Genomic DNA, 23,705 nt, shown 5'->3' with positions numbered 1-23,705 from the left:
TTCGCCAATCGTGCCGTCATGGATTACGGACAGGAAATCGTAGGTGGCCTTGGTGCGGGCAGGGGCAAAGGCGGCAATGTCTGCGCTGCCGTCGCCGGTGGTGACTACGGCGACTACATCGCCCTTGGCCTACCAGAGCGTGCGGTTGCCATAATTGTCGGTCTGCCGATCCTGCGTATAAATATCCTCGGCGGCGGTGATGGTGTATTCCGCACCGGCCAGCGGGCGGGTTTCATACACAAAATTGCCGTCCTCGGCCTCGCCGGTCATCCACGGGTCAAGTGCGCCAACTTCTGTTTTCCAGCCAGCTAAGACCTCGCCTGTTTTGCGGATCGTCAATTTGCCCAGCGTCTCATGGTTAGAGTAGTTTTCACCAATCACAAGGGTATCCATGCCGTTCTCGTTTTTATCGCCGGTGGCTGCATAAATGCGGTCTGTGGTGATTTCAAAATCCACATAGTAGATGCCATCTGCATCGTCGGTCAAAATGCCGTTTTCATATCCGGCAGAATCCAGCCATTCGTTGTAGAATCCGTTCGGGCCGGTGACTTCCACAATGCGATATTTACCCAGCGGCAATTTTTCAGGCAGCGTCAAGATGCCCTCGCTGTTGGTGTAGAAAGTGTCTACATCTTTTGTCAGATGGCCGTTGACGGTATCGGTCATCGTGACGAGTTTCGGGTTGCCGTTGCTGTCATAACGGTAATGCCCCTGCTCGTCCAGCCAATAGATTTGGAAAGCGGTGTCGGGCAGCAGTACCGGTTTGCCGGTTTCCTCGTCAACTTTGGTGATGCGGAGATAAACTTCGATTTCCTCGTCCAGTACGGTGAATTTCTGATAACTGTCAGAGCCTGTCATTACGCTGTCCTTGGGGGTGGCCATAGCGCCCCACGGGTTGTTATCCTGTTCGGGGTCAACGGTGACAATAAAAGGCTCAGCTTGGAACAGGTCGTGCGGTACGGTGGTTTCCACGACCAGATAAGTGCCATAGGGCAAGCCCTGCACACGAATATTCCCGGTGTCATTGCTGAAAATCTCGGCAAGCTGGTATTCGTTGGCGCTGCCGGTGGGCTGCCAGCCATCGCCCTTACCGTTCTTGTTTTCTCCTGCGGCAGTCAACGTTTTGTTGTACGCGGCAATTTCGTCAGCGTTGACCTCATAGGTCTTTGCGATGGCCTGCGTTTCCGCAGAAAAATCCCACTTCGGATGCTCGTTATCGTAGGTCTTATCAATGTAGGCATCCAAAATGCTTTGCAGGGTGTAGCTGCCGCTGCGGGTCTGCTCAAACTGCTTCAGTTTGGACAGGTCGGACACAAGGAAGAATGTAAAGCCCGCGCCCTCCAGTTCCAGTCCGTTGCTTTGGCCGCTGGAGGATACGATTTTGCTGATTTCCACATTGCCTTTTGCCGCTTGGTCTTGGCTCTCGGCCAGCGCATTGTCAGCATGGATGTGGTAATTGGCGCTGTAACTGGTCTTGTCGATCTGTTCACCGGCTGCCTGTCGGTTGTCGGCAAAGGTGGTCTTTTCTACATACCAACCCTCATCAGAATAGGCAGGCGTGATGTAGTAGTTATGCTCATCGACAAGATAGCCGTCTGCAAAGGACAGGTAATAGGCATCGTAAGTCCAAGAGCCATCCAACGCTTTACCTTTAGAGACTGTAGAAAACTGGTTCTTGTACACCCAATCCGTGTACTGCCCGCTGCCGTTCTTGGCAAGCGCGGCGGTCTGCCCGGTGGCTGCCTTGGTGCGACTGTCCACGGTGGGATAGGTGCTGGAAACAACAAGAGCGCCGTCACGCAGCGGGATAACCACGCCGGTGGAGCGCTCTACGACATAATACTTGCCGAGGTACAAATTGCTGAAGCACAGCCAGCCATTCTCGATTTTAGCGCTGGCTACAAGGTGGTCTTTTTTCAGAACGGGTAAATAATCAGACATCCACTGCCCGCTGTTGTCGCGGATTGTGGTGTGCCAGATGGGATTGCCGTCTGCATCCACGATTTTGGAGTAGTCCACTACGCCGGTCACGCCATCGGGGTGCGTAATATCTTCGGCGGCGTAAAGGTCGTACACCGCGCCGTCCAGCGCGGCATCGCCGTGAGCTTGCCCGCTGGCAAGGGCTGTGCCGTGGGCGGTGCTGCCGCCCACATACCGCACGGCATCAAGGTCAACCTTGGAGATGCTGATTTCGCCCAAGGTGCGGTCATTTTTCATAACGCCGTCTGAGGGCGTGATTGTGTAGCTGTCCTCATTGGCCGCCTTGCCGCTATTGTCGGTGTTATAAGTACGACGGGGATCCTTGGCAGTGTCGTAGATGGTAACGGTGGTTTCTACGCCTGTACTGGTGACAAGTTTGGTGCCGCCTTTGTCGGTAGCGGCAATATCGGCATTATAGTCAGCGTTGTCCAGCCAGATTACAGAATTGTCGCTGTCCTCGGTGATTTCGATATAGTAACCGCGCTTGCCCAGCGGAGTGTTGGCCATGCCGGGATGATTGATGTCTGTCCAATCGCCAAAATAGCCTGTGGGCGCTTTGCTTTCCACGATGATAAACTTGCCCGTATTACGCTGGGTGTAGTAAAGGGTATGCCGCATGGAATCCGTGGTCACATAGGCTGCACTGTTGATGACCGCATAAGTGCCATCGCCTTGGCGCTGCACACTGTAAGTGTTGTAACCGCCGGTGGGCTGGTATTTGCCTGTTACAGTATCCCACTGGAAAATCTCATATTGCGCGTCGGCAGCAATCTGATTGCCGGTTTCACTGTCGGTTTTCTTGATGTTGACCTGCAAGGACCATTCATCGTTTTTCATCAGATAGGCATTGTTGGAATTGGCCGGTACAGAAATAGTCTGGTTGCTGCCGTTGCTGCCCCAATACATTGCAAAACCGTAAGGAACACCCACTTCCTCATAGCGGAATTTGACGTTCGCCAGTTCTGCCTTTGCAGATGCAACCGCATTGTCCACCATGCGCTGAGCCTCGCCCTGCAACTCGGCAATCGCAGCATCGCGGGCGCTGTCGGCGGCTGCATCGGCTTCATCCTGCGTGGTGTAGGGGCCTACTCGCCCGCTGCGGCTGTCGGTGGTTTTGCTTACGGAGTAGTGCAGCGTCCAACTTGCGGATGCAGCACCGCCATTGTTTTGGAAATTGTCATCGTTGGTGTGGCCAGAAGTGGTAACGGTCTGTTTATCTGCGGGAGAAATATTCCATGTGCCGCCGTCAATAGTACCGCTTTTGGTGATGGGTTCAATCTCGATGGTCGCGCCGTCCACCTTTTCATTGGTTTTAAGCTGCACCTTGTCGGTGATGATGCCGTAGTCAAAATCAAAGCTGCCGCTTGCGGTCTGCGCAGGGGCTTCCCAGTTGGCGTAAATTTCCTGCACGATGGGTTTGGGATTCGGTTCGTCATCGGAGATTTCGGGGCCAATCACAGCCACAGTCTGCCAGCCCGCGCGGCCTGGCTGATAGATATAGGTGTAGTAGCCACGGGCGGATGCGTAGGCGTCTGTGCCCTCCAACAGCGCCTGTGCGGATCCCATAAGAATTTTAGCGGCGGTGCTGTCGGGGTAATTCTCGATAATCTGCATCTGCGCATCTGTATAGATCGTGCGGCAGGAATCCAGCAAACTCGGCGCTTCTGCGGAGAGTGCAACCGGAGGGAGCTCCTGCATACCGAGCGAAAGCTGGGTCAAACCGCCCCAGATTCTGTACTGGTTGCCATAGTGGTCGCCGGGTACATACTGGTCTGCGCCAACCATAGAAGTATTGACATAAGTGTACGTTGGACAGTTCTTGGGCTGGCCGTCTGCGCCGGGGGTGCAGCAGTAGGCGGGTTCGCCGTTGAACCAGATCAGCCAAGTGCCGTTGACCTTGGCAACCTTGGTGATCTTGCCACTTGTTACGTCGGGGATAGGGCGTTCGCTGTAGGCAGCAATACCGGCATCAGCAAACGGAGATGCCACCGTGTGTTCACGGTCAATGGTGACATACAGCGTTTTAGTCTGCGTGCTGCCGTCCGAGCCGGTGTAGACAAGCTGTGCGTTAAAATCGGCAGCGGCCTGTACATATACGCCCATGACGGCGGCAGAGGTTTCATGGTAGCTATTGTGCAGCAAGGCATCGGCATCAGTGGCGGGTTCGCCGTAAAAGTCCAGCAAGGTCACGCCATCCGGCAGGATCATGTCGGTGCTGCTGCCGTCTGCGGGATATTCGACCTGCGCCATAATGGGAACAATGGCATAGTCTGCGCCGTCCAACAGGGGCGCTGCCATGGTAAGACCGTCATTGTCCAGTGCAGCGGCGGTCAGATAGCTGTCGCTGGTTTCTTCCAGTTGGCTTTCGGGCCACTCGGAAATACCGATTTTAGTTTCACCAGTGGCAACCGGCAAACCCTCGCTGCCGATGTAGGAACCAATGGGTGTATCGGGCAAGTCAGTGTACAGTTCCGCGCCGACAACGGCAGCAGAGATTTCTTCTTCAGCGGGCTGCTCTTCTGCCGTTTCCGGGGTAGCTTCGGTTACATCCTCACCGGGGTCGGGGCTGCTCTCGTCGGTCTGGCCGTTGTCTGTTTCAGACGGCTCGGTCTGCTGCTCCATCTGCACGGTTTCCTCGGTGGGCTGCGGTGTGGGTTCCTCCGCAAACGCCGCACCGGGCAGCATGGAGCAGAGCATTACCGCCGCCGCAAACAGCGCGGTAACGCGTTGCTTCAATTTATAATGTGTTTCTTTCATTGTGAAATCCTTTCAAAACAGAGATTTTTTCACGAAAAAAAGCGCCTGCAAAATGCAGACGCTGCGGTTATCTTTCGGGGGTATCTTGGGCGGGCTGGCCTTTTGCTTTTTCAAATTTTCGCACTTGGCTTACAAAACCGTCCAATAGGCAGGTATGCGCTTGTAGGTCAGCGTAGTAACAGGAACGGTCAAATCCACGGCGATCCATATCTTTGATCGTGCGAATGGAATCTGCCCATTTTCTATTTATGAGCGAAATGCGACCATCTCCATCACGGGTTTGAATGGCCGCTGCCAACACATATTTTGTGCGCTCCAAACCATATTCCGCCACTACCTGTTCAACAGCGCCAGCGCCCAGCCGCATACCATCAAAGCGCTGTGCAAGCGCTGCGTCAATCTCGTCCCGACACCTTTCATTCAAGTGGCAAGACGCATGGTACTGCTGCAATTCGCCGTGTTCGCGGGCATAAGTGACGGACTGTCGATATACTTTTGGTGGGTTCTGCTGCTGCTCCTTTTTCAGCAAGTCATCTGCACGGTCTTCCACGCACTGAGCCACAATGCTCATATAATCGGTTTCCAGCTTGGAAAAATCCTTATACACATCCGCCAGCGGCGCGGGAGATTTCAGCAGCGCCCGCACCTGTGCAGGGGTGAGGTTCATTTCTTCCGTTGCAAGAATAATGTCCTCACGGACGCTGTACTCGTAGGCGTGATGTAGAATTTCTTCTGGCGGCTGTGCGGTCAGCCATAGGCAATAGGCGCTCTGCTCCACCCGCATTTTTTCGCAGAGCTGCTCCTGCAGGGTCATTCTTTTACCTCGCACACCAAAGAATTGGTTTCCAGCACATGACGCCAAAAATCGACCTGCCTGTCATAAGACATATTTTCATAGCAGACATCAATCAGCGTTGCATACAGCTTTTCCTCATCTTCAGGGGAAATGGCAAGAGAAATATTGTTTTGCGAACAATAGCACAGGTAATCAACAAGGTCGCCCATAGTATCTGCACCGCTGTTCTCCAACAATTCTTCCCACTCGTGCGGAAAACCGAGATCTTCCAGCACAATATCCACCGTGTCGTCACACATAGGAATGCTTACGGTTACTTCCTCTCCCGGATGCGGGCTGAAACAGTCCAAAATAGGTAAACAGCCAGCGTGTCCGGCTGCATCTGCCAATGTGTTGGCTAACAGACTCATCATTTCATCGTGCGTCATAAAATCCTCCGAAGCAGATAAGATCCCACAAAAATTACGACTGCATACTGAATAAATCACTTCGTGTATGCAAATCATTCAACATCTCTCCATTCCAAGGAGTTGTTTTCAAGCATATCTTCCCAAAATACCATCTTGCCGTCCATGTCCATATTCTCATAGCAGATTTTGAGCAACGCAGTAAAAAGAACATCATCGGCACTTGAATTTTCGGATTTGCTTTTGTTTAGATAATCGGCAACGTCTCCAATCGTTTCAGCACCGATTTTTTTCAGTAACGGTTCGCACTCTTCCGGCCAGATTTCGCTGCCCACCGGCATGATGCGCATAACACCGTCAATAGGATACTCTATGCGAGTTTTATCCTCCTCGCACTGTGAGAAACCGTCTATAACGCTAATACAGCCCTCATACCTTGCCTTTGTAAGCAGGGTCAACGCTAATTCTTCAATAAGTTCGTCATAAATCATGTTTTCCTCCAATAGAAAAAGCGCCCACAAAAGTGAGCGCCCAGATAAAATATTCGGTTATGAGAACACCGGTAAACTTCCGTTTGCTGCATCTGTTTTCAGAATGGGGATCCAGTTGCTTTTGCCGTAGAGAAACCGCACGATATGCACCGTTTGCGTGGCATCGTCCACCGTGTAAAACGCAAGGTAATTCATAACGATGGTGAAGCGGATTCCCCATAAGGAAAGCAGTTTGTCGGAAACGACTTCAAATTTGTGCGGGAATTCTGCCAGTGCTCCGATTTTTTCGTCGGCCACATCCAACAGCTTGTCGGCGGCAGTTGGATTTTTCAGTACAAGGTCGATATAGTCGTAGGCGTTCGCCATATCGCGCTCGGCAGCGTGGGTAATGTGAATGTTGTATTTCATCTGCGCTCCCTGCGGTGGCGCAAATCAGCCATAACATCGGCAAAGGGGCGCGTGTTCCCAGCGTCAATGTCGGCAAGGCCCTCTTGCAGCTTGCTGTACAGTTCAATGCGGCCCGCCATTTCCTCATAGGTTTCCATGCTCATAACGGCAAGGTCGCCCTTACCGTTTTTGGTAATAAAGACAGGCTCGTTGTAGGCATGGCAGTAAGAGGAAATGTCATTGTAGTTGTTTCTCAAATCTGCGCTGGAACGAATGTTCGGCATAGATAGCACCTCTCTTTCATACAGAAATTATATCATAATTTGTGTATGAAAACAAGTGGGAGTTTTAGTTGAATGTGACAGTCCAGTAGGTATACTGCCCCTCGGCGGTGGAGCAAAACCAACAGGCCACACCCATGCTCGTAAAGCTGGCGTTGGTGATGTTGGCATAGTGGGCAGGACTGTTCTGCCAATAGCTGCATACGCTGCTGGCCGAGCCGATAGGCCCTGCCGCGCAGATTTCGCTGCGGGTAGTCATGCCGCTGTGGTCGAACGCACCGCCCGCGACAAAACATTCGCAGCGGGCATCTGCCGCCGCGCTCAGCCCGCCGTCCATTGCCAGCGGGGAAAGTCCCGCCGCCGCACGGATGGCGTTGATGTTCTCCTGCACGGCCCAGTATGCGCTGTCGCTGCTGTCGATGCTCCACCATTGCTCCGTGCCGGCTGCAAGGTCGAACGGCACCGCACCATAACTCATACTAACCTGTGCCGGAGTGGCGGCTACGGTTTCCTCCACCGGGGCTTGCGTGGGTTCTGCGGTGGGGACTGCCGTAGGCTCTGCTGTCGGCGCGGGCGTGGGGGTCTGTGTCGGTTCGGGTGTCGGCGCAGGGGTTGCAGTCTGCGCAGGTTCGGCAGTTGCAGCAGCTTCCACCGGCTGCGCAGTTTCTTCGGTGGCCGGTGAGATTTCCACCAGTGCAGCCGGTTCAGCCGCAAGAGTTTCATCCGCTGCCGCTGCACACCCGGACAGCGCCAATACCATGCCCAATGCAACAATAGATTTTTTCATAAAAACTACTCCTTTCATCCTTGGGGTGGTCGCGTATACGATTTGTCTTTCTGCCTTTAATCATAAAATTTATCGTTCCTCCTGTCCACGCTGTCGATTGTCGGTCTGACACTGTTGTTCCGGCTCGGTGTCGGTCACAATGTCTTTGTCGTTCATGTTCAGCAGTCCCTCCAGCACCGCAAGACGCTTACTCTTTTCAGTCAGTTCCGTTGCCTGTGGAAATGGCCGCTTGACTTCTTCCTCGGCGCTGGCAAGCTGCTGTTCCAACTGGATTTGCATATTGCGGGTCTTTTCAATGCTCGGTTCAATACCATTTGCCAAATTGGAAAGGCGTGTCAGATTGCCTAGCACATCAGCTCCCAGCTGAGTGCTATATGTACCAGAGCCAGCCAATCTTGCATGGTACTCGTTGCCAAAAGGTAGATGTTGGATTTGCAGTTCCATACCCTTGAAATACCCGATAGGTACGGGCTTTTCGCTATTCAGTGCCAAGCCCAGCAGACCTAACAGGGCTTTCCCCGCAGGTTCTTTTTCGTAGTAAACTTTCTTTTCCAACTGGATACAGAAAACATCTTTGCCGTCCGCATCCACTACGGAATGTTCCTTTACGGTTACAGCATCTACTGTGGCATTTTCAATCTGTTCTTTGCATTTTCGGATTTCAGCCGGGAAGCCGATGGCAATTTTATTTTCCAGTTCATAACGCTGGCTGTCATGGGCAGCTTTCAGTGTTTTAAGACGGGTCAACTGCACGTCCAAGTCCATCTTTTCCTTGATAAGCGGATTGCCAGCCGCCAATGCTTTTACCTCGGCATAGGACAGTGCAGCCTCGTCCATATCATTGCAGCTGCGAGCAGGAGATTTTGAGGTCATGATCTGCCCGATGAATTTTTGCTTATTCTCGATAAGCTGCCACGAGTAGGCATCAAATGTACCTTCGGTGACATAACGGAAAACATAGACCTCCTTATTTTCATTGCCCTGTCGTAATATTCTGCCCTCACGCTGCTCAATATCAGATGGCCGCCACGGCACATCCAGATGGTGCAGCGCCACAAGACGCTGTTGCACATTGGTGCCAGCTCCCATTTTGGCCGTGCTGCCCATCAGCACACGAACTGCGCCGCTGCGAACTTTTCCGAAAAGTTCCGTCTTGCGGGCATCGGTGTTCGCTTCATGGATGAAGGCAATTTCTGTTTCGGGGATTCCGCGTTCGATCAGCTTTGCTTTCATGTCATCGTAGACATTGAAAACGCCCGCCTTGGGCGTAGACAGATCGCAGAAAACAAGCTGCGCACTGCGTTGAGGCATGGTATGCTCCCATATCTCAAAAATTTTGCCCACACAGATATTGACCTTGCTGTCAGGATCATCGGGCAAGTCGGGGTCGATCAAGCGCTGATCCAGCGCCAATTTGCGTCCGTCGTTGGTGATTTTCAGCATATTGTCCTCATAGGGCTTTACCATTTTATTGCGGATTTTGTCGGCCCGTTCGCCCAATTCCGCTACCATCTGTTTTTGTATTTCAGAGGGCTTTAGCTGGATGTTGGTCGGCTTGCCGCCCACAAGGGCAGGGACAGGTAATTTCAGCATATCTGCTGTTTGAATGTCAGCGCATTCCTTGAACATTGCCATAAGTTCCGGCAGATTGAAAAAACGAGCAAAGCGTGTTTTTGTGCGGTAGCCGGTTCCCTCCGGTGCAAGTTCGATGGCTGTGACGGTTTCGCCAAAGGTGGCCGCCCAACTATCAAAGTTTGCAAGGCCGTTGCGTTCCAAGGTGTACTGCTGCAAATAGCGCTGCATGGTATACAGCTCGGTCATGCTGTTGGAAATGGGGGTGCCCGTGGCAAACGTTACGCCCCGCGCCCCGGTGATTTCATCAAGGTACTGGCACTTCATAAACAGGTCACTGGCCTTTTGGCTCTCGGTGGTGCTGATACCCGCGATGTTGTGCATCTTTGTAACGGTCATGAGGTTCTTGAAATTGTGTGCTTCATCGACCATGAGGGAGTCTGCGCCCAGTTCCTCAAAAGTCACCACATCATCCCGCTTCGGGGCGTCCAGCAAATTTGACAGCTTGGTTTTCAACTGCTTTTTCTTACTTTCCAACTGCTTGACGGTCAGACGGCTGTCGCTGTTGTCCATGCTCTCCAACTGCATCTCCAGTTCGTCAATTTGCTTGCGGATAAACTCGGCTTTTCTGGCATCGGAAAGTGGAATCTTTTCAAACTGGCTGTGACCGATTACCACAATGTCATAGTTGCCGGTGGCGATTTTGGCGCAAAACCGTTTACGGTTTGACTTTTCAAAATCGCGCTGCGTTGTCACCAAAATGTTTGCGTTGGGGTATAGCTTCAGCGCTTCACTGGCAAATTGGCCTGTCAGATGATTTGGCACGGCGACAAGTGTTTTGCTGCATAATCCCAATCGCTTTTTCTCCATCGCGGCGGCGACCATCTCATAGGTTTTTCCTGCGCCGACAGTGTGCGCCAGCAGTGTGTTGTGCCCGTACAAAATATGTGCAATGGCATTGCGCTGGTGGGGCCGCAGCGCGATTTCCGGGTTCATGCCGAAAAACTGGATGTGGCTGCCGTCGTACTCACGGGGGCGGATGCAGTTGAACTTTTCATTGTACAGCGCCACCAAGCTTTCCCGGCGTTCACGGTCCTTGAAAATCCAGTCTTTAAAAGCATCTTCTATCATCCGCTGCTTGGCCTGTGCTTCTTCGGTGGCAGGACCATTGAGTTTATGCTGCTCCTTGCCGTTTTCGTCATAGATTGTATCGTAAATTTTGGTGGCCCGCAGGTTGAGTGCGTTCTCCAACAAATGATAGCCGTTGATACGTTTTGTGCCGTAGGTGTTCGTGACGCGGATATTATCGTTGCCCTGGCTCTTGTTGGAAATATACCAGTTATTCAGGTATTCATTGTAACGGACAGCTATTTTTTGTTCGCGGTAGGTTGACTGAAAAAGTTCATCGGCAAACTGCTTGATGATTTCCGGCCCAATCCATGTGACACCCAACCGGACCGTTATCTCGCCCGCCGTCAAGTCCTTGGGCTGCACCTGCTCCAGCGCTTCTACATTGATGCGGAACGCCGGGTCTTGGTCGGCTGCAACATGAGCAATGCGCAGCTTTTCGCGCACATTGCCGGATAAATACTCGTCCGCCATAAGGTAAACAGGGCTGCCGTCCTCCTGTTTGCGGAAAGGCTCTACAAAAATAACGCCCGCCAGTTCCTTGGCAAGCGTCGCTTCATCTTTCCCGGTAAGGTGCATCATGTAGGGCATATCGACCTTGGCACGTTCCCCGATGCTCAGTGCCAGAGCGTCCGATGCCGTGTCGGCGTGGTCGGGTATCTGTGCAGAGCGAATAGTTCTCTTGGTGAACATATCCGACTTGCTGATAAAGTTTCCTTTTTCATCGACATTTTCCAGTGAACACAGCAAATAGTAGCTGCTGTCATCCCGGAAAGACAACTCCGCGCTGCGGCTGTTGATTAGGCCGTGCTTGGCGCGGAAGGCATCATACTGGCGGTTAAGCTGGGCTTGCAGACGGTGGATTTCCTCGTCCGACAAGTCCTGCAACTGCGCATCGATCAATGCGCGGGTGGTGTCGCGCAGTTCCACCAGTTTGCGGATACGCTCGGCAGAGGCTGCGTTGGGATTACATTCCCGCATGACTGCGCCCTCACGGTAATAGATTTTATCGTCCTTTACCGTGTAGCTGAAATTACGCACAAAGGGATCGGCATCAATGTACTTGGTATCCTCGCCGCTTTCTTCCTGCACAGAGATTTCGGCTTTTGTCAGCGTGGCGGTCAAGTGCTGCATAGCAGTGTCGATTTGCGTTTCCAACAACGGCTTTCCGAAACGGTCCACCGCATCGGGGTCTATTGGCTGGCAGGTGGAAGTCGGGCCATACGGCCCGGAGACTATCTCCATTCTGCCGCAAATCATTTCAGGGTGCTCCACAAAGTAGCGGTTCATGGTAATGCCGTTGGCATCTTCTGCAAGGTGCAGCCAAGGCTCGTCCTGCTGGCGCAGCGTATCGCGCTTTTGCAGAAATATTACATCGGTCGTGATCTTTGTGCCGCTGCCCTTGAACGCATTGTTGGGCAAGCGCACCGCACCGATGAGGTCGCAGCGCTCGGCGATGTACTTGCGGGCGCGGTCATCCTTTTTGTCCAATGTGCCGCTGGAGGTGATGAACGCCATGATGCCGCCGGTGCGCAGCTTGTCGATGCTCTTGGCAAAGAAATAGTCGTGAATGGGAAAATGCAGCCGGTTATACTGCGGGTCATTGACTTGAAAATTACCGAAAGGGACATTGCCAATAACGCAGTCAAAATAGTTGTCGGGGAGAAGCGCATTTTCATAGCCGGTCACTTGGATATTGGCCTTTTGATACAACTGCTTTGAGATGCGGCCTGTGATGCTGTCCAATTCTACGCCGTAGAATTTGGCATCACTGCTGCCAAAATGTCCGTGTGCGAGAAATGCGCCTGTGCCCATGCTGGGTTCTAGGATTTTGCCGCCCTTTACGCCGAAGCGCTCCAGTGCACGGTAGATGGGGTGGATAACGGTGGCGGGGGTATAAAACGCCGTCAGGGTGCTGCTGCGGGCAGCTTCATACTCAGATTCAGACAATGCTGCTTTCAGCTGGCTGTACTCGTTCGACCATGCACTTTTGTTCGGGTCGAACGCATCCGAAAGCCCGCCCCAGCCCGTGTACTGTGCTAAAATTCTCTGTTCATCCTCAAAAGCAGGGCTGCCGCCGTTCGCTACGCGCTGCTCAATTTCTTTCAGCTTTTGGATGGCGGCAATGTTGGCTGCAAACTTTTCTCGCTGTGCTGTCGGCAGGTTATCCAGATAAGGGGCTTCATAGGTAATGGGTTCGCGGTGGTAAGGTTCATCTTCTGCCGAAAGCCGTTCTGCGTCCGCCATAACCTGCGCCACAAAGGGGTTGGGTTCTTCGATGACTTCGCCCACGATGGGTTCGGCAGTTTCTTCCGGCTGCTCTTGGCGGCTTGGAACTTCCGGGGCGGATAGTGCTGCATTTTTGGGGTTGGCCGCAAGCAGCCGCGCAAATTCTTCATGGCTGACGGCACGGCCTACCAGCGGGAAACTTTCATCCCGCAGATGAATGTTTTCTCTGCCGATTTCCTCGACGGTAAAGGGTCTGGCATCTTCCAGATAAACCGTACTGCCGATAGTTACAGGTGATTTTTCGACTTTTCTTGTAGTCGGATGATGCTTTTCAAACTCTGCTTCGGCGGTATTGATAAAATCCGAGAAAGCGCTGTTTTCAATACCCTGCGCGGCAAGCTCGTGGTTATCGTGAAAGTAGTCGATATGGACAATGTTACCGTCAACCTCATAGCGGATTTCGTTCCGCAGAAGATTGGCATACACTTGGATTTCGTGCTCATCGTCCTCGGTGGTAGAGTAAGCAAACTCCACGCGGGTCAAGTCGGAGAAATTCGGCTCGTTTAGCCCCTCATTCTCACAGAAATCCGTGATGGCGTGTTTTGCATGATCGAGGGCGGCATCGTTCGCTGCGCGGGCGGCTTGCTGTTCTGCTGCCCATGCCTGATAGGGGGCTTTTTCGGCATCGGTCAGATACTGGTCGTTGTAAACCAAAAGCCGCAGGCGCTGGGCAACCTCTTTCCACTTCAAAACGCGGCGATACTCGCCGTCCTCTGTACGTCGGGTGATCTCAAGATTTTTGCTCATGTGGTTAAGAAAGCCGCGCCCACCATCACGGAAGAACCATGTGCCGCCGCCGATGCCGTATTCTTTTTTCAGCCAGCGGGCTTGATCTTCCTCGATAGGAAGTACCTGTGCAGAGAGATATTGCTGAATGCGAAATTTGCTATCTTCAAACCCGCCGCCTTTGCACAGTGCATCGGTAATGTCCTGCTCCGTAATGTACTTGCCGGATGCGTCAATGATGGGCTTGTTCCACTTTTTGGCTTCTGCTGCAAGGTCGATATTTTTTGCTTGCTGCTCATGGCTCGGCAGCCCTGCCTTTTCAGAATCTTCGGGAGTAAGAGTAAGCTGCTCCATCTGCTGCTGCACGGGTGCTGCTTTGATGGGAACCATCAGCCGCCCCTGCTCGATAAGGTCAGCAATCTTTGCGGCAACAGCATCCCATGTCAGATTGACCTGTGCTGTTTTGGTAAGATAGTTGCCCTCCCAAAGTTCAAGGTACATATCATGCCGGATAAAACCCACGGTATGGTCATCCACGAACAAATATGTATAAATTTGCTTGTAACAGTGCTTGCAAAAGGCGCTGCGCTCGGCAAGGTCGGGATGCTCATTGAAATATTCCAGAATAGCCGCATTGTCGGTACGGCTGGAGGATTCTTTCGCCAGCAAGCCTAGAATCAGTTCATCGCTCAGCGGCGGCAAATCAGAAATGGGTACAGAAAAAGCGGAGGGCGTGGTATCGCTCTCCGCTTGGGGTTCTTGTATTACAGGCTGTAAATCTGCTGCATCGCCAGTTCCTCGGCTTGGCTCTGCAAGGCGTTCATCCACTGCGTCCAGCCCATCGGGTCTGTCTGCCGGTTCGGGGCGGTGCTCTGCTGCATCAGCGTCTGCATCGTCTGCTCGATTTGCCGGTGTACTGCGTTGTCCATCTCCGCCAGATGCGGGTAAAGCGTTCCCTCCAGCAGCATCTCGTCGAACACCATCGGCGCGTTCTCTCGCAGGAATTTCCGCCGCAGGCTGCCGTACTTGCCGATCTCCGGCATCGGCGGCTCGTTCAGCGTCAGCGCCGGGATTTGGTAGCCGTTCACCATCATGTACTCCATTGTTGACCTCCTTGGTGTTATTGGTTTCTTCCTGTTTGTCACCATAATAGCGGACTTTTTCGGCGCGTGCAACACTGTCGATTTCTCTCGTGATGCTGCCGATCTGCTGCATGAGAGGCCGTGCCGCCTGTTGGCAAGCGCTGCCCAAACACAGAGTGATGCGGTTTGTATCAAACTGGTTCACGGACTCAAGGGCAGACAGATCCAGCCGCGCAGTATCCACGCCGCACCGCAGCGCGGCCATATACAGACAGCTTTGGGTGATAAGCTGTATAAATAGCTGCCGCTGTTCGTCCGGCTTGGCCCACTGTAAGCTGCTGCCGTCTATGGCTTTTCCCAGTGCGGTTGTGAACATGGCGCTGCGCTGGGCAACGCAGGATGTAGAGAGCATGAGGAGAGCGCTCTGGATGCTGTCAGCGTGATTATCCGCTACGATTTTATCCCAAACAGGCCGCCAGTTCTGGTCTGTAATGACCCACGGCAGCGCGTCGGGGACCTCCGCACGGGGGATGGTATCGGAAATGTCAAACAGATACCGCAGCCGGGAAGAATTTGCCCGCGTGTCAAATACCGCGATACCGTGTGCGCCGCGCTTGACCCAGCGACCCGCATTATTATTCCAGTAAGCTATGTCGGCCACGGCTGTGGCGGTGGGGCTTTGCTCGTGAATCAAAAGCTGGTTTGGGAAACTATAATTATAAGCAATGGCCGCTGTCCGCAAAAATGCTTTCCAGCGGTCACTGCTCTCCGTTACGGCTTGCAGTTGCTTTTTGGCAAGCGCACGGATATTTTCGTATTTAGCCATAGGCTGCTCCTTATCGCTCGTGCTGTTCTGCTTTTGACAGTGTGGCATTTTCAAGTTCCGGCAACAAGTTATCTACCTGCTTATACCCAATCGGCTGAACATAAAAAGCGTGTGTCTCGTTATCTTTGTGTGTCACAATAATATCGCTGACAGAGACGGAACGCATACTTTTGGCGTTTGGACGGTCATCCCGATTATGCCGTGAATAAATGCTGTCCAGCGTTTCCCAACGCTCCATCTGCCCCTTGTACACGAGTTCGTAGTCCTTTGCTCCGGCAGCGAGCCTCGCAGGAGAATACTCCATAAAAACAAGGTCTCGCCTGTTAGTTTGATAGATTTCATAAGGGATTTGCACTCGCTTTTCGCTGCGAAATCCCCACGGAAAATAGGTGTCTGAATCAAATTGGAGTGGCTCATCCAGTTCATCTGAGAATACAACCGGTGTCACTGGCCGCCCACAATCCAAGGAATCCAGAATTTCATCCTTGAATTTTTCCACGCTTGTGTAAGGAACGATTTCACCGATCATCCCGCCTGCACCGAGATATTCGATGTAGCCGACTACTTTATCTGTCTTTTCTTCCATTATCTTTCCAACCTTTCCCAAAAAGATAGTTTGTTCCCGTAGCGTTCATCCTGCGGGCGTACCTTTGCGGCGGGCAGTTCACCGCTTGCCATATCTTCGACTTGCGGTAGAAAAAGTAGACGGCTGTATCGGTCTGCTTGGTCTTTGGATAAGCCCACGACTTTATCACCATTTAGCCCGCAGATGAGAAATCGCCCGCGCACGGTAATTCCCTCGTCATTGACCTGTCTGTTATATTTCAGCTGGCTTTGCGATTTACTACATATCAGCCCGATGCGAGGTGTGCCAAACGGTTTTAGAATTTGGCTTTCACCCTCGATTACCTCGGAAACCGCAGTCGCCGCACTGGAAAAACCCGCTTGATAAGGGCAGTAGCTGGGTTCAACAACTAATAATCTCGTCATCAGTGTCCCCCCTCATCTGCTGCCGTGCTGGTGGGCGCGGGCATAGTTTTCCAGCAGTTTTACGATAACCTGCTGCATCTGGTCGCTCGTAAATCCTTTGGGAAAATAGCGCTCAACTTTAGCAACTGGAATCATAAGCTGCGGGTCACGCGGCTTTACACTTGGCGGTTTGGCGGCCATAATATGCTGGATTTTTTCTGGTGTCAGTACGCTTTCTTTGCTGGCTTCTTTGAGCTTTTGCGCCTGTGACAGCGATGGTGTGCAACCCTCGGATTCCATATAAGAGAGGAAGTCCTCTTGTTCTTCTGGGGTAAGGTAGCTAAGTTCCACGGCGGGAGTGGTTTTTAGCTTGCCATCATCCACCATTTTCATAAGTTCGGGGGTGAGTTTGTTCAGACGGATGAAGCGCTGGACTTGCCGCCCGCTTTCGCCGCTTGCTTGACCGACTAAATCGGCGCTTTCAAAATCCCCGACAACTTGTCGGGAATTTTCTTTTGACGGTCTACCGGCTTTTCTACGAATAGCTTCCAACTTCATTTCATAGGCTTTCGCCTTTTCGCTCGGCAAAATATGCTCTCGTTGGCAGTTACTGTCCACCATCAGAATAATAGCAGTATCGTCGTCCATATCCCGTACAATGCAGGGCATGGTCTCCACGCCCGCCCGCTGACTGGCATGGCAGCGACGGTGGCCCGCTACAATTTCATACCCACCATCTTTCCGAGGGCGGACAATGGCAGGGGTCATGACACCGTATTCCTTGACACTGTCCACCATTTTGTCCATCTCGTCATCGTCACGAACTTGAAAAGGGTGATTCCGAAAGGGATGTAATTCCGTCAGCGGCAAAATTTGGATTTTCTCTAATTTTGCATCCTGCCGTTCCTGCTCACTCGAAAACAGATTATCGAGCGAGGGCAGATTGATGTTGCTGCCGTACTCTCTCATTCTCCGTCACCTCCTTGGCAAGCGCTTTGTATGCCAAACTGGCCGGGCCGTTGGCATCGTAGGTCAGCACGCTATGTGTACTGGCGGCGCTTTCTGCTGTGCGCGTACTGACCGGGATTTCTGCACGGTAAATTTTCAGCGCGTGACCGTAGGCGCTGCGCAGGGCAGCACACACATCTTTGGAAAGGTTGGTGCGCTTGTCCACCATCGTCAGCACAATGCCGTCAATATCCAGCCGGGAATTGATACGGCGCTTCACTTGGTTGACGGATTTGAACAGGGACACCAGACCTTTGAGGGCGAAATGCTGCGCCTGCACAGGAATCAACACCCTGTCAGCCGCAACAAGCGATGCTACGGTGATGATGCCCAGCGAGGGCATACAGTCGATCAAGCAGTAGTCGTATTTATCCTTGAACGGCTCCAATGCCTGTTCCATGATTTTCTCGTGCGCCATAACGTTTACAAGGCTCACTTCCATATCGGACAGACCAATGTCGGAAGGAATGAAATCCACCTTTTCTTCATGGTGAATTACTACTTCTGGCGGCTTTTCGTCCTTGATAACCGATTCCATTAGGTCGCTGATTGTTGCGCCGTTTTCGGTGCCCTCATAGCCGAGATAGCTGCTCAAATCGCCCTGCGGGTCGGCGTCCACCAACAGCACCTTGTAGCCCATAGCCGCAAGTGCTGTGCCGAGGTTTACTGTGGTGGTCGTTTTGCCCACACCGCCTTTTTGGTTTGCAACTGCAATAGTTTTCATGTTCCACTCCTTTACCGTTCCATGCTGATAAGTCTACGAGCCGCCAGCAGATAGTCGTTATAATCCTTGCCTATGGCTGGGGGCGTGTCCTGTACGATATATCCGCGTTCTGCAAGCCGTTTCGCAACAATTTTTGTGAAGTTCCGTCCGGGGTCGTCACGGTCAAAGCAAAGCGACACGCGCTTTACTTCTGGATGCTGCTGCAAAAAGTAGTCAATCGGCTGATGGTTCAACCCGCCCAGCGCCAAGTAGTGGACGCTGCGCCACGGGGAATCATGTTTGTACTGCCGCAGCGTTGCGCCGGACATGGCATCAATAGGAGCTTCGTAGATCTCAACGGTATCGCAGTTTTCCGATTCGGCGGGAATCAGAAAGCCATACTGTTTTTGGCTGCCCGCGACATCTCCGCGAAAGCTGCCTTGACAGCCGCGCTGAAAAGCAGAGCGCGGTACGCCGTTTTCATCTTTGCCCACAAAAACGCAGTTGCGATAGTTGCCGCGCGTAGTTTGGTATAGGATTCCACTACCCACACAGTAGCGCAGCACTTTCGGGCTGATACCGCGCCGCATCAGATAGGCCGTTGCAGCTTCGGCGTTCCTGTCCGCAGGCGGCAGCACAAAGGGGCGGGATGTCTGCTGCTGCACAGGTGCTGCCTTAGCCGTCTGAACAGAGACCGGCATCGGTGTCATTTCGTTCAGCAACCGTACCGCTGAGACAAAATCCATGCCCTCGACCTTTACCAGATAGTCGAGTGCATTGTTGCCACCCTTGCTCTGCGAAAACCAGTGAAACAGCCCATTTGCGGGCGTGATAACAAGGCTGCTGTGCGTCTTGGTGCAATACTCCTTGTCCGTTTTGCGAACCAGTTCGCCGGGGTGATAGGCTTGAAGATACTGCATCACGCTGATACGCCGCGCAGCTTCGATATTTTTCTGATATTTGCCCATGATGACCTCCGATTTTTGAAATAAAAAAGCACCTTGCCTGTGTGACAGGTAAGATGCTTACAAGAGCCGATATTCTCTTTTTCAGTTGGCTGCTTCTTCAGCCAGCTGGAGAGGGGGTGTGGGGGAGAGGAACGCGCCGCAGCCCATTCCTATAAAAAGATACAGTTTCCCCTTGGATAGTTTTGACAAGTGTAACAAAGTGGCAGAATGACAGTTTTTGAATAATAGCGGGTCGCCAAACCGTTAGATAGTAGAAAAATGTCCGCTATTGGGTACTGCCGTTTTTTATGTGCCTCTACTTTCCGAATGCGGTGGTTTTTAGTCTGCCATTTTTGAAAGATTGTCCACAAAGCGAGAGTGATTTCTCAACTACGTTGGTCTGCCAGATTTCCAATCGTAAGTACGTCCGAAAATCAAAAATTGTATCGTGGATAGGTGCTTTTTCACTAAAAAGGGCAGGAAATAAGTTCCTTGAAATTCCTAAAAAATCCACCAAGTTCTTCTCACTTGGGCCGACTCAAAATCCGTTGGTGGTGACACCGTGTGGGTTCGACCCCCACCACCGGCACTGATATAAAACCCCAAAAGGCGCAGAGCTTTTTGGGGTCTTTTTTTGGCATGGTCATGGGGGGCGAACAGGGCGGCACGGCTAAGCCGCGCACAAAAGTCTCCGGTGGAGACTTTTGAGGCCCACGCCCCCACCACCGCTTAACAAAACAGCCCGGAACTGCCGCCTGCATTTGCGGTGGTTCCGGGCTGTTGCTTTACCTATTCACCTTGCAGCTGTCAACGTGCAGGTATGGGTTCCTGGAATGCCTTATGCCTTTTTGCTGTAATCGCGTGCGCCGTAAATGGCGGTGCCGATGCGCACAATGGTGGCACCCTCGCGGATGGCATCGGGGTAATCTCCGCTCATGCCCATGGAAAGGATATCCATTTTGGCGTTCTCATAATGGCGGTCAGCAGCTTTTGCCAGCAGTTCCCGCATTTGGGCAAAGAACGCGCGGGTCTCATCCGGGGTTGCAGCTGCCGGCGGGATGGCCATCAGGCCGCGCAGGCGGATATGCGGCTGTGCGGCTGCCATATCCAGCAGGGGCCACAGGCTTTCGGCAGAAATGCCAGACTTGCTCTCTTCCCCGCCGATGTTGATCTCGATCAAAATTTCCTGGGTCAGGTTTGCGGCGGCAGCGGCGCGCTCCACCTTTTGCAGCAGATGCTCGCTGTCCACGCTTTCAATCAAAGCAGCACGGCCCACCACTTTGTTGACCTTGTTGGTCTGCAAATGGCCGATAAAATGCCCCGGCTTACCGCAATAAGCGTTGGCGTCGGTCTTTTCCACCAGTTCCTGCACATGATTTTCGCCAAACAGGTCAATGGGCAGAACGGCGCTGGCAATCACCTCTTCCACGGTGCGGGTCTTGCAGGCGGCGCACAGCAGAATATCTGCCGGGTCGCGGCCGGCTTCACGCGCAGCGGCAGCCATATTTTCACGGATGCGGGCCACATTTTCGGCCATCATTGTCAGTTGTTCCTGTGTCAGCATGGTTCACATCTCCTGGTAAACGGCGCGGCTGCCGCCGATGTATTTGGGGCGGGTGCGGGCGCAGATGATGGGCGCAGCGCCGATCTGCTTGATGGTCAGGCGCACCGGCACGGCCACGCGCTTTAAGTGCATGCCAATCAGCGTACCGCCGATATCAATTCCGGCAGCAGCACGCACTTCCTCCACCAGAACCGGATGTTCAAACGCCTGCCAGCAGTTGGTTGCCCAGCTGCCGCCCGCATGGGGCTGCGGCACGGCGTTCACCTGTTCATAACCATACTTTTCGGCAGCTTCCTGCTCGATGACAATGGCGCGATTCAGGTGTTCGCAGCACTGGGCCGCCAGATAGACGCCCTGCGCTTTGAGCACCGGCAGAATACCCGCCAGCACAGCCGCGGCGGCTTCCATGCTGCTGTCCTTGCCAATATGCCCGCCAACGATCTCGCTGGAAGAGCAGCCGACCACAAAAATATCCCCGGCGCGCAGGTGTGCAGCCGCCAGCAGTTCTTCCGCTGCCTGGCGTGCCTGCGCCGTAATGGCGGCGCAATCCGGTTTTTGAACGGTGTTTTGTTCCATAATCTACCCACCTTTTTCATTTACTGATTCGGCATTATTATAACACGGGATGCAAGGTTTGTACATTCTTAAACGGTTCTAAACCAATCTTACCCCCATACAAAAACGGTGCAGCAAAGCCGCAGCCTGCTGCACCGTTTTGGGGCACTGCTGAAAACAAACTTATTCTCAGCGCTTGATATCGTAATTCATGTCCATCAGGTTGCGGATGGTGGAAACATCATCGGTGATGTTGGCATCGCCATGGATGGTGTGCTTGATGGCGGAGCTTGCCACCGCAAAGTTGACCATATCCATCGGCTTGTAGTTGTGCAGCATGGCGTAAATCAGGCCGCTGGCAAATGCATCACCGCCGCCTACACGGTCCAGAATATTAAAGGTAAACAGCTTGCTTTCAAAGGTATGGTCCTCATACCACATAAAGGCTTTCAGGCTGTTCTCGGAGCCGGAATGGGCATAACGCACATGGCGGGCAATGCACTTGATGTTGGGGTAACGCTCCACAAAGCGCTGGAAGATCTCATCCTGCTGTTCATAGCTGGGCTGTAGGGGCACGCCGTCTTTCCAGTCGCCCTGGGCGTGGTCGGCATCGTCTTTCCACAGGTGGTAAGGCTCAATGCCAAACAGAACATCCACATAGGGCAGGCACTTGGTGCAGTAGTCACGGGCTTCTTCCCAAGTCCACAGGGTGGAGCGGAAGTTGCCGTCGAAGCTGACGGTCAGGCCCTTTTCCTTGGCTTTTTTCAGGCAGGCCATCACAAAATCGGCGCAGTTCTGGCCCAAAGCCGGGGTAATGCCGGAAAGATGCAGCCAGTCAAAGCCGTCCAGCAGGGCGTCCAGATTCACTTTGGAAAGGTCATACTCCGTAAAAGCGGAGTGCTTGCGGTCGTAAGTAACCTTGCTGGGGCGGATGCCGTAACCGGTTTCCAGGTAATAGGTGCCCAGACGGTGGGTCGGGGTTTCCTCCGGGGTGGAAAGGATCATCGGGGTACAGTGCACATCATTGGAGCGCAGCCAGCGCACCGCACTTTTGCCCAAAGAGTTGTTGGGCACCACGCTGAAAAACGTGCTGTCCACACCCAGGTTGGCAAGAGCCAGGGCAATGTTGGCCTCGCTGCCTCCATAGCTGGCTTCAAAGTTGGAAGCCATACGGATCTTTTCATAGTTCGGCGGGGTCAGGCGCAGCATGACCTCACCAATCGTAATAAATTTAGCCGGGCTGTCGTTATGCAGGAGCAGGGGGTTAAAATGTTCCATAACATCTACCTCTCTTTTCTGGCCCCACGGGCAAAACCAGGTCATGGCCCGCCGCAGAGTTTGTTATGTCATATTTATTGTACCGTATTTTCGTCCCGGTTTCAACGATTTTTACACAAACTGCGCTCATATTTTGCGTTCCTTTTCACTGTTGCACAAAAAGGGCGGTACCGGGCGGCAAAAAACATCGCACACCCATGATTTTTTGCTGCCCGGTTCGAATTGCATTTTAATGTCTTTTATTGTATAATAGTAGAAATTGTGCCCTGGCGGCGGCTGCCGCGCGGGGTGTTGATACAAGTGCCGCACAAAACAGCGTTCTGACGTTTTATGCGGGCCATAAATCTGGAGGGAGCCAAACATGGCCGAAACAATGCAGGTCTCCGCGCAGCGCGCCTGGACCCACCTGAAAAAATACCAACCGCTGATCCATGAACTTGTCAGCCGCGATCTGAAAGTCAAATACCGCCGCAGCTTTCTGGGTTACATCTGGAGCATTTTGAACCCGCTGCTGATGATGCTGCTGCAAAGCATCATCTTTTCGTACATGTTCCGCAACGATATCCCAAACTTCCCGCTTTACCTGATCTGCGGCAACACTCTGTTTACCTTTTTCAATGAGACCACCAGCATGGGCCTGACTTCTGTTATTCAGAACGCCCCGCTGATCAAAAAGGTGTACATTCCCAAGTTCATCTTCCCCATCAGCCAGGCGGTTTCCCGCTTTGTCACCATGCTGTTCAGCTTTGGTGCGGTTCTGCTGGTCATGATCTTTACCCGTGCCACCTTCTATTGGACCATCTTTTTGAGCTGGCTGCCACTGGTGCTGCTCTTCTTTTTCAGCTGCGGGCTGGGGCTGCTGCTTTCCGCGCTGGCGGTGTATTTCCGTGATATGATGCACCTGTACAGTATCCTTACCATGGGTTGGATGTACGCCACCCCGCTGTTCTACCCCATCACCGCCCTGCCGGAAACCCTGCAGAAACTGATGAAGCTGAACCCGCTGTACCACTACATCAACCTGTTCCGCAACCTGATGATGTACGGCAACATTCCCGGCCCCAACACCTGGATTGCCTGCATTTTTTGCGCCGTTGCCTCTATGGCTATTGGCCTGTTGGTGTTCCGCAAGCTGCAAAAGAACTTTATCCTGTATATCTGACGTGAGGTAA

Annotated in this window: 19 protein-coding genes; 2 read left to right on the top strand and 17 right to left on the bottom strand. The window is 52.8% G+C overall.

Annotated features, from left to right (window positions below; genetic code table 11):
* Positions 1-129: 129 nt before the first annotated feature.
* The 9 genes from C4885_RS01530 to C4885_RS01490 form a co-directional block, all read right to left on the bottom strand.
* Positions 130-4,737: a collagen binding domain-containing protein gene (locus tag C4885_RS01530; protein ID WP_113998734.1), complete on the bottom strand. Its 4,608-nt coding sequence runs from the start codon at positions 4,735-4,737 to the stop codon at positions 130-132.
* Positions 4,738-4,804: 67 nt separating this feature from the next.
* Positions 4,805-5,551 (bottom strand): DUF3849 domain-containing protein, encoded by a 747-nt coding sequence (locus tag C4885_RS01525; protein WP_113998733.1) that lies wholly within the window; start codon positions 5,549-5,551, stop codon positions 4,805-4,807.
* A complete protein-coding gene (locus tag C4885_RS01520) occupies positions 5,548-5,961 on the bottom strand; it encodes a hypothetical protein (RefSeq protein WP_147237731.1) in 414 nt (137 codons plus the stop codon). The genes C4885_RS01525 and C4885_RS01520 overlap by 4 nt, the downstream gene beginning before the upstream one ends.
* Positions 5,962-6,035: 74 nt before the next feature.
* Entirely contained in the window at positions 6,036-6,431 is a 396-nt protein-coding gene (locus C4885_RS16245; RefSeq protein WP_147237729.1) for a hypothetical protein, read from the bottom strand.
* A gap of 57 nt (positions 6,432-6,488) precedes the next feature.
* Positions 6,489-6,839: a type II toxin-antitoxin system RelE/ParE family toxin gene (locus C4885_RS01510; RefSeq protein ID WP_113998730.1), complete on the bottom strand. Its 351-nt coding sequence runs from the start codon at positions 6,837-6,839 to the stop codon at positions 6,489-6,491.
* The gene (locus tag C4885_RS01505; RefSeq protein WP_078784621.1) at positions 6,836-7,102 is read right to left on the bottom strand and encodes a type II toxin-antitoxin system prevent-host-death family antitoxin; all 267 of its coding nucleotides are present in this window, start codon (positions 7,100-7,102) and stop codon (positions 6,836-6,838) included. Before C4885_RS01505 ends, C4885_RS01510 begins: the two co-directional genes overlap by 4 nt.
* Positions 7,103-7,166: 64 nt before the next feature.
* Entirely contained in the window at positions 7,167-7,886 is a 720-nt protein-coding gene (locus tag C4885_RS01500) for a CAP domain-containing protein (RefSeq protein ID WP_158538773.1), read from the bottom strand.
* Between the two features lie 69 nt (positions 7,887-7,955).
* A complete protein-coding gene (locus C4885_RS01495; protein ID WP_242979451.1) occupies positions 7,956-12,833 on the bottom strand; it encodes an N-6 DNA methylase in 4,878 nt (1,625 codons plus the stop codon).
* A gap of 1,532 nt (positions 12,834-14,365) precedes the next feature.
* On the bottom strand, positions 14,366-14,644 hold the full coding sequence (locus tag C4885_RS01490) for a TnpV protein (protein WP_242979450.1): 279 nt from the start codon (positions 14,642-14,644) through the stop codon (positions 14,366-14,368).
* 49 nt (positions 14,645-14,693) lie between these two features.
* On the opposite strand from C4885_RS01490, the gene C4885_RS01485 reads away from it, so the two are divergent.
* On the top strand, positions 14,694-14,984 hold the full coding sequence (locus C4885_RS01485; protein ID WP_113998727.1) for a hypothetical protein: 291 nt from the start codon (positions 14,694-14,696) through the stop codon (positions 14,982-14,984).
* A gap of 535 nt (positions 14,985-15,519) precedes the next feature.
* On the opposite strand, the gene C4885_RS01480 is transcribed toward C4885_RS01485, so the two are convergent.
* The 8 genes from C4885_RS01480 to C4885_RS01445 form a co-directional block, all read right to left on the bottom strand.
* Positions 15,520-16,095, bottom strand: a complete 576-nt coding sequence (locus C4885_RS01480; RefSeq protein ID WP_113998726.1) for a YodL domain-containing protein — start codon at positions 16,093-16,095, stop codon at positions 15,520-15,522.
* Entirely contained in the window at positions 16,095-16,499 is a 405-nt protein-coding gene (locus tag C4885_RS01475; RefSeq protein WP_113998725.1) for a hypothetical protein, read from the bottom strand. Before C4885_RS01475 ends, C4885_RS01480 begins: the two co-directional genes overlap by 1 nt.
* 12 nt (positions 16,500-16,511) lie before the next feature.
* Positions 16,512-17,447 (bottom strand): ParB/RepB/Spo0J family partition protein, encoded by a 936-nt coding sequence (locus tag C4885_RS01470; RefSeq protein ID WP_113998724.1) that lies wholly within the window; start codon positions 17,445-17,447, stop codon positions 16,512-16,514.
* Entirely contained in the window at positions 17,404-18,210 is an 807-nt protein-coding gene (locus tag C4885_RS01465) for a ParA family protein (RefSeq protein ID WP_113998723.1), read from the bottom strand. The genes C4885_RS01470 and C4885_RS01465 overlap by 44 nt, the downstream gene beginning before the upstream one ends.
* Positions 18,211-18,221: 11 nt before the next feature.
* Entirely contained in the window at positions 18,222-19,157 is a 936-nt protein-coding gene (locus C4885_RS01460; protein ID WP_113998722.1) for a DUF3991 and TOPRIM domain-containing protein, read from the bottom strand.
* An 817-nt stretch (positions 19,158-19,974) separates the two neighbouring features.
* Positions 19,975-20,700 carry a YggS family pyridoxal phosphate-dependent enzyme gene (locus tag C4885_RS01455; protein ID WP_199488063.1) on the bottom strand — a complete coding sequence of 242 codons (726 nt, stop codon included), beginning with the start codon at positions 20,698-20,700 and terminating at the stop codon, positions 19,975-19,977.
* A 3-nt stretch (positions 20,701-20,703) separates the two neighbouring features.
* Positions 20,704-21,276, bottom strand: a complete 573-nt coding sequence (locus C4885_RS01450) for a TIGR01440 family protein (RefSeq protein WP_113998721.1) — start codon at positions 21,274-21,276, stop codon at positions 20,704-20,706.
* A gap of 168 nt (positions 21,277-21,444) precedes the next feature.
* Positions 21,445-22,533 carry a sugar kinase gene (locus C4885_RS01445; RefSeq protein WP_113998720.1) on the bottom strand — a complete coding sequence of 363 codons (1,089 nt, stop codon included), beginning with the start codon at positions 22,531-22,533 and terminating at the stop codon, positions 21,445-21,447.
* Between the two features lie 361 nt (positions 22,534-22,894).
* On the opposite strand from C4885_RS01445, the gene C4885_RS01440 reads away from it, so the two are divergent.
* The gene (locus C4885_RS01440) at positions 22,895-23,695 is read left to right on the top strand and encodes an ABC transporter permease (RefSeq protein WP_113998719.1); all 801 of its coding nucleotides are present in this window, start codon (positions 22,895-22,897) and stop codon (positions 23,693-23,695) included.
* Positions 23,696-23,705 lie beyond the last annotated feature (10 nt).

Origin of the sequence: Subdoligranulum sp. APC924/74, from assembly GCF_003324125.1 — a bacterium.
GTDB lineage: Bacteria > Bacillota > Clostridia > Oscillospirales > Ruminococcaceae > Gemmiger > Gemmiger qucibialis.
This window is presented reverse-complemented; position numbering and strand designations above follow the sequence as displayed.